This is a genomic window from Sphingobium sp. BS19 (genome assembly GCF_027925545.1).
Classification (GTDB): Bacteria; Pseudomonadota; Alphaproteobacteria; order Sphingomonadales; family Sphingomonadaceae; genus Sphingobium.
Map to the genome: position 1 here is coordinate 1 of NZ_BSEF01000054.1, position 6,299 is coordinate 6,299.

At 65.1% G+C, this 6,299-nt stretch carries 5 protein-coding genes; 1 reads left to right on the forward strand and 4 read right to left on the reverse strand.

From position 1 onward, the window contains the following. Window positions 1-113 precede the first annotated feature (113 nt). The gene (locus QMG56_RS22850) at window positions 114-1,013 is read left to right on the forward strand and encodes an ArdC family protein (protein ID WP_007015926.1); all 900 of its coding nucleotides are present in this window, start codon (window positions 114-116) and stop codon (window positions 1,011-1,013) included. On the opposite strand, the gene QMG56_RS22855 is transcribed toward QMG56_RS22850, so the two are convergent. The 4 genes from QMG56_RS22855 to QMG56_RS22870 are packed head-to-tail and all read right to left on the reverse strand — an operon-like array spanning window position 997 to window position 6,161. Beyond that, the gene (locus tag QMG56_RS22855) at window positions 997-1,440 is read right to left on the reverse strand and encodes a hypothetical protein (RefSeq protein ID WP_007015925.1); all 444 of its coding nucleotides are present in this window, start codon (window positions 1,438-1,440) and stop codon (window positions 997-999) included. The genes QMG56_RS22850 and QMG56_RS22855 overlap by 17 nt on opposite strands. Further along, on the reverse strand, window positions 1,427-3,256 hold the full coding sequence (locus QMG56_RS22860; RefSeq protein ID WP_238532679.1) for a hypothetical protein: 1,830 nt from the start codon (window positions 3,254-3,256) through the stop codon (window positions 1,427-1,429). Before QMG56_RS22860 ends, QMG56_RS22855 begins: the two co-directional genes overlap by 14 nt. Beyond that, window positions 3,253-5,028, reverse strand: coding sequence for a site-specific integrase (locus tag QMG56_RS22865; protein ID WP_007015923.1), 1,776 nt, complete (start codon window positions 5,026-5,028; stop codon window positions 3,253-3,255). The genes QMG56_RS22860 and QMG56_RS22865 overlap by 4 nt, the downstream gene beginning before the upstream one ends. Continuing rightward, on the reverse strand, window positions 5,028-6,161 hold the full coding sequence (locus tag QMG56_RS22870; RefSeq protein ID WP_007015922.1) for a tyrosine-type recombinase/integrase: 1,134 nt from the start codon (window positions 6,159-6,161) through the stop codon (window positions 5,028-5,030). The genes QMG56_RS22865 and QMG56_RS22870 overlap by 1 nt, the downstream gene beginning before the upstream one ends. Between the last annotated feature and the right edge of the window lie 138 nt (window positions 6,162-6,299).

Consider the following 6,299-nt stretch of genomic DNA (forward strand, 5'->3'; position numbering starts at 1 on the left):
GTATGTAACATCGCAAGTGTCCTCGTTTCGAGGGCCGTCGATGGCCTTTGCGCCCTGCTGTTGCCGCAAAATCGCAGGGCCAGCCTTGCGATTTCAGGACGGGAGTCCTGATCATGCGCAGCACCGAACGCACGGATATCTACACACGCGTCACCAACGAGATCGTCGCAGCCATCGAGGCAGGGGCAGGTTCCTGGACCATGCCGTGGCACCATGACGGCTCAGCGACGTCGCGGCCAGTCAACGCTGGCACCTGCAAGCGCTACCGGGGATCCAACATCCTCAGTCTGTGGATCGCGGCGCAGGCCGCGGGCTACTGCTCCGGGCGCTGGGCGAGCTATCGCCAGTGGCAGGCGCTTGGCGCCCAGGTCCGCAAGGGCGAGCAGGCGACGACCATCGTCTTCTGGAAGATCAACCAGCGCGGCGAGGATGCCGAAGATGGGGACGACGAGCAGGAGGGGCGTGGTCGCGCTCGCATGTTTGCCCGTGGCTACAGCGTTTTCAATGAGGCCCAGGTCGATGGCTATGCGCCGCCAGCCATCGATCTCCTGTCCGACAATGCGCGGCTACAGAACGCCGATTCCTTCTGGGCCAACCTTGGCATTGAGTGTCGGCATGGCGGCAACGAGGCGTATTATATTCCTTCGGAAGATCGCGTGCAGATGCCACCCTTCGCTCAGTTCAGGGAGCCTGCCGCTTATTATGGCACGCTTTTCCATGAAGGCCTGCACGCCACAGGAGCAGCCCACCGCTGCGACCGGGATCTGTCCGGCAGGTTCGGGTCGGACAGATACGCAGCGGAGGAGGCGATCGCAGATCTCGGAGCCGCACTCGTCATGGCCGATCTTGGTATCGCGCATCATCCGCGACCGGACCATGCGGCCTATATTGCGTCATGGCTACGCGTGCTCAAGGCCGACGCTCGCGCGATCTTCACGCTGGCCAGCAAAGCCCAGGCGGCGGCTGACTGGATGCATGCCCGGCAACCGGAGCAGATTAGCGCGGCCGCGTGATGGCGCCTGTGGCGGGGGCTTCAGGCATTCGCCGCAGGATCGCCGTGAGCCGATCCTCAGCGCTCCTCGCCCGGTGCAGCAGTGTCATGTTCTCGCTGGCGAGTTCGCGACGTTCCTCACCATGTCGGCGCGCATCGGAGCGCAGATGCGCAAGTGCGGCCTCGAGTTCTGCGATCCGGGCCGCAAGGTCCCGCATAGGCGTCGGTCCTTCAGCAGCCACTTCGATTTCATCGAGGATGTCGCGATGTGTCGTATAAAGTGGATTGCGGCTGCGTCCGGCCTCGCGGGCCACCGAGGCCGGCGTGATCCGCACCACCCGCCCGGCGTGGTCGGGATGCCGACCCTCGCCGCGAACCAGCCTCGCCAGAGCCGCCCGGTAGCTCCTCGCTGCCGATTGTCCGCGTGGGTCCACTTCACTCTTGCCCATGGTCATCTCCGATTTGCGCGAGCACCCGCTCGCATTGTCCGATTGCTTCATTCAGCACGGCTGCGGTCATGGGATTGGCACATGGCAGAAGCGCAGCATTGCGCTCCCTGCGATCCCGCCAATAGGAACCGTGCTTCGCCTCGATCACCATGTTTGCGCACGAGAGACAGACCGCTGGCGCGCGTCCGGCTTCGTCGGGTTCGAGTTCGCCGCCGCAGCGGGAAGTTTCCTGCTGGAACACGCACCAGCCATAGTCGCAGGCATGGATGCGCAGGTCCGTCTCTTCGAGGATGAACGCCACGTAGTCCCGCCGCACCTGCTCGCCTGCGCGGCCGCGGAACCGCGCGTTGCGGGCGACGATGCGTTCACCCATCTTGCCGCCGAGCTGCCTTGCGGCAAGTAGGCGGTCCAGCGCTGCAGCGGTTTCGGCACGCGCTTCGTGATTGATGAGGCTGTGCAGGTCGAAGTCGCTGCCGACGTAACCGCGCGCGGTCATTGCCACCGAGGCATGCTTGAAGTGATCGGCGAGGCCCAGGAGCTGCGTGCGGTCGCGACGAGCCACGAACCGGGCGAAGGTCTTGCGGAACTGGTGCGTGCTGAACTGCCAGGGCTTCCCGTCATGGTCGGGGACGCCGACGTGGCGTGCAAAGTCGTTGATGCGCCAGGCGATGTGCATGTGGGTCACCGGCACGATCTCGCCGTATTGCGTGTTCTTCACCAGGAACAGCTCCTCACGCCCCGAGGCAGCGCGCAGGGGTGCGCTCAGGCGCTCGAGCAGATCGACCGCGCGGGCCACCGGTGCGGGTGCCGTCCAGCGTTCGACCCGCCCATCGGGATCATCGACCGTCTTGAACAACCGTGCCACCACATAGGCCTGATCCACCCCGGTCTCGCCGATCGGGCGATACTCGATTGCCCCGACCTTCATCGACAGGATCTCGCTGACGCGCATGCCAACGAACCCGGCGATCACGATATAGCAGGCTTCGACGAGGTGGACCGCCGCTTGCCGCGCCGCATAGGCCCCGTCGAGGCGTTCGCCCGATGGATCGCTCAGCCTCGCGGCGCGCAGCGCCCTGCGCACGTGATAAGAGGCTTGCCGGAAGACGCCGGTCGCAAGCCCGCGCTCCCGCGCTTCGAGGCGGATCGCTTCGGCCATCACGATCGTCTCGCCGTGCTTCTCGATCCACCGCAAGGCTTCGTTCAGGATCGCGATTGCTTGCCGATCCGGGATGAACGGTATGGAGCCCTTGCTGGCGCGGGTGTGGCCTGCGGCCTCATAGGTGGTTTCCAGCGGCAACGGGTCGATCAGCGGTGCATCGGCCAGCTTTGAACGCTGCCGGTAGAGATCCTTGATTGCGAGCAGATAGTTCGTGACGGTGGCGGGCCTGATCGAGTCATGGCCGGCGCGCGATGGTCGCCTGCGCAACCATGTGCAGAACCGCTCGACCGCAGCAGGGTCGATCTCGGCAAAACGGCTGAGCCCTTCGCCCGCCATCCACCCGATAATCGGACGCAGCAGCATCGCCTTCTGCTGGAGCGATGTCGCTGAGGACCGTTTGCGTCCACGCGGTGGATCGAAGTGCATCGACCACAGGAAGTGCTTCGCCGCGCGGATCAGGTGGGAATGATCGTGCCCGCTGATCCTGGAGCACTCCGGCATGGGAGCGGCCCAACTGAACCGGTTTTGATCCGCGCGGCGGCCTGCGGTGCGGATATCGAGCAGCCATTCACCGTCGCCGAACCGGCTCCAGGGGGAGATCGGCGCATCCTCCCATGACGACGACATTGCGAGCGGGCGGGGGTGCGCGGTCATTCGATCGGTGGCAGTTGCGGCAGCGGCGCCCTTGCTGCTGCTTCAAGCATCGCATCGGGGAACCGGGACAAGATATCGCGCTCGAGGATTTCCAGCTTGGGCGCGTAGAGCCGCCGCCAGCGCTCTGGCGCCATACCGGCCCGACCGTCGGTGAGCGCAACCCGCGTCGCAAGGAGACGGGTCAGTACGTCCTCCTCGAGCGGGATCACGGCATTGGGGCAGGTGAAGCACCCGAGCCAGGCTGTGCACAGCTCGCCCTTGCGCTGGCCTTCGGCGACGCCAGCCACGGGATCGCGGCAGATGAAGCCTGCTGCGGTCGCATTGCTCAGATCGGGGAGCGCCTCCGTTTCGGGCGGGGTTTCGGCATCGCCGCGCACCACCTCGACGAACCGCGCTTGCAACTTGCCGATCGCCATAGCCTGCGCCTTTCGGACCCTGGGGCGATCCACATAGCGCTGCGTCGTATCGGGAGTGGCATGGTTGGCCAGCGCCTGGGTTTTCAGGATATCGTGCCCAAGCCGTTCGTGCGCGAGCGTCAGCCCCGATGCGCGCAGCGCCGCCAGTGTCAGCTTGAGCGGCTTGCCGCTATCGTCGAGCAAGTCGTGACGATTCACGAACCGCCGGGTCAGTTTCGAAGCCAGGTAATCGGGGATCACGCCCGTGCTGCGCGACGCACGTATGATGCCGGTGAGGAACAGGCGATCACGGTCGGGCATCGGCGCATGGGGCACCAGCCTTTCGGTCATCGCCAGCACCTGCTCGATCAGCACAGGTACCGAGAACTTCTTGTCGCGCAAGAAGCTGCGCCGTTGTTCGCGGCCCGCCCGCCCCTTATGCCAGCTGACCATGACCCGCCCTTCGAGCAGCAGATGTTCGCCCATGCAGTCGCGCCGCATCAGCCTGAGCGCCTCGGTGTTGGCGTAGGTCTGCGCACCGATAGCGATCATGTAAGCGACGATCGTGTCGGGCAGCGCGAACAGACGGCCCGCAACCCCGCCCATGCCGCCATGACGGATCGTCGCAAAGTGGAGCCGCCAGAGCTCGGCACCCTTGCGCAACATGTCTTGGACCTTGGGCGGTACGCCGCCGAACCGAACGTCGATCACTGCGAGCATCACGCCGATGTCGCCGAGATCGAGTTTCGCAAGGTCCGGCTCGGCGGCGATCACCGCCCGGTCGACGCGAGCAAGCGCGCAGCGCCCCTCCTCGAACAACGACCAGCCTGCCTCGATGTCCTTTCGGGCGGCGGCGAGTACGCGTTCCATTTCATGGCGGCTCAACGCCTCGCGCTGGCGCGCTTCGGCATTTTTACGGGGGAACGGGTTGAACGGGATCTCGAGATCGGGATGGACCAGGTCGGGCCGGTTGCGTTTGAGCCAAGCCATGTGTTGCTTGATGATCGACCAGACGGTGTAACGCGTGCCCTTGCTCCAGGGTCTGGTGCCGAGCCAGACGATGAACGCATTGAGCACGCCCGTATCGACATCGCGCGTCGCCGCGATGCTGGTGTAATGCTCGCCCAGAAAGGCGAACCACAGTTTCAGGTTCCGATAGACGCTCACCCTGTTTGCCGGTTGCCTGACGGCATAGTGGTGGCGGAAGGCGAGCGCCCACTCGGCGGCCATTGCGGGCCGCTCGGCGAAGATCGAGAAGTCGAACGAACACTCGAGCTTGCCGTCGGCATCGACGACATTGACGAGCAGCGCTCCTGGATTGCCGATGAGCGGCTCGGGTGACGGCGCGACCCGGTAGTCCTTTTTCCCGCGCGGCATTACAGCAGCGCCGCATAGAGATCATCGACTGAGGCCTCGATCACCGACAGATCGGTTTCGACGACGCGCAAGTAGACCGCTGTGGTCGCCAGGTCGGCATGGCCGAGCAACACCTGCAGCGTGAGCAGAGGGTTGAGTTCGGGATTGGTTTGGGCTTCGCGCTGCAGGAACCGCAGCATGGCTGCGGCGAAGGTATGCCGCAGCGCGTGGAACGTCGCCGTCACGCCTGCCGCTTCGGCAGCCGCCGTGAACATCGCGCCGATCCTGCGAGGTTTCATCGGTTGCCCCCGACAGGTCAGGAACAGAGCTTCGGGGTCACGATCAGCTCGATTCACCGCAGTGCGTCGGACCACGATGGCCCGCTCCTCTCGGACATAGGCTCGGGTGCGGTCGATCAGTGGGGCCGGGGGATAAATCATCCGCGAGCGCCCGCCCTTGGTTTCGTCGATCTGCACCGGGATCATCGGTTCGCTCCCCGATCTCTTCAGGTGACGCACGGTCAGACCCGCGACTTCCATCCGGCGGATACCCGTTGTCACTGCCCACTCGACGATCAGCCGGTCGCGTGCCGACATTCCGGCCATGATGCGCCGGATCGCTTCCGGCACCAGCGGACGTGGCAACATGGGCACGTGCCGCATGGTCAGCTCGTTGGCCTGAGCTCGGCCGCCGTTAGCATCGACGTGGGCAAGGAAGCCCAGCGGACGGCTGCGCGACAGTGAGATTTCCTGGCCCGCGAACGGGACCTGCGACATCAGCCCATTGGCAACGCTCCACCGGTAGAACCGGCCTATGGTCCTGAGGCGCCCGTTGATTGTGCTGCGCGCGAGAGGCCTGCCACTGTCGCCGCGAGGCCGGAGCATCTCGTCGCGATAGGCGGCAAGCTCGCCCGGGCCGATTTCGTTCCACGCCCAGCCATTGGCCTCGAGCGTCTGCCACCAGTCGTAGAGGGCTTCGCCATAGGTTCGCCAGGTTTGGGAGCTGCGCGTCCTGCCGCGCACCAGTGCGATGTGCATCAGCCATGCGCAGACTGGTTCGATGAGCCGCATCCGTTCGTCGAGGAGGATGGGGACATCCTCCACCGATGACCCGTCAGGCCGGAACGCCGACGTCGAGAACAGCAGCTGCGCCATACCCACTCCACGATTGCGACCGGACAGGGAGGGCCCTCGGGCCCTCCCTGTCCGGCAGAGAAGAGGGGGCTCGGATCATGTGTCCTGCTTGATTGGCAGAAGAGGACAGAAAGGACACGTTATGGATGGGACCTACCA

What these genes read in the sequence shown, in the direction of transcription:
- QMG56_RS22850 (WP_007015926.1), top strand. Translation starts at nt 114, where the DNA reads ATGCGCAGCACCGAACGCACGGATATCTACACACGCGTCACCAACGAG.
- QMG56_RS22855 (WP_007015925.1), bottom strand. Translation starts at nt 1,440, where the DNA reads ATGGGCAAGAGTGAAGTGGACCCACGCGGACAATCGGCAGCGAGGAGC.
- QMG56_RS22860 (WP_238532679.1), bottom strand. Translation starts at nt 3,256, where the DNA reads ATGACCGCGCACCCCCGCCCGCTCGCAATGTCGTCGTCATGGGAGGAT.
- QMG56_RS22865 (WP_007015923.1), bottom strand. Translation starts at nt 5,028, where the DNA reads ATGCCGCGCGGGAAAAAGGACTACCGGGTCGCGCCGTCACCCGAGCCG.
- QMG56_RS22870 (WP_007015922.1), bottom strand. Translation starts at nt 6,161, where the DNA reads ATGGCGCAGCTGCTGTTCTCGACGTCGGCGTTCCGGCCTGACGGGTCA.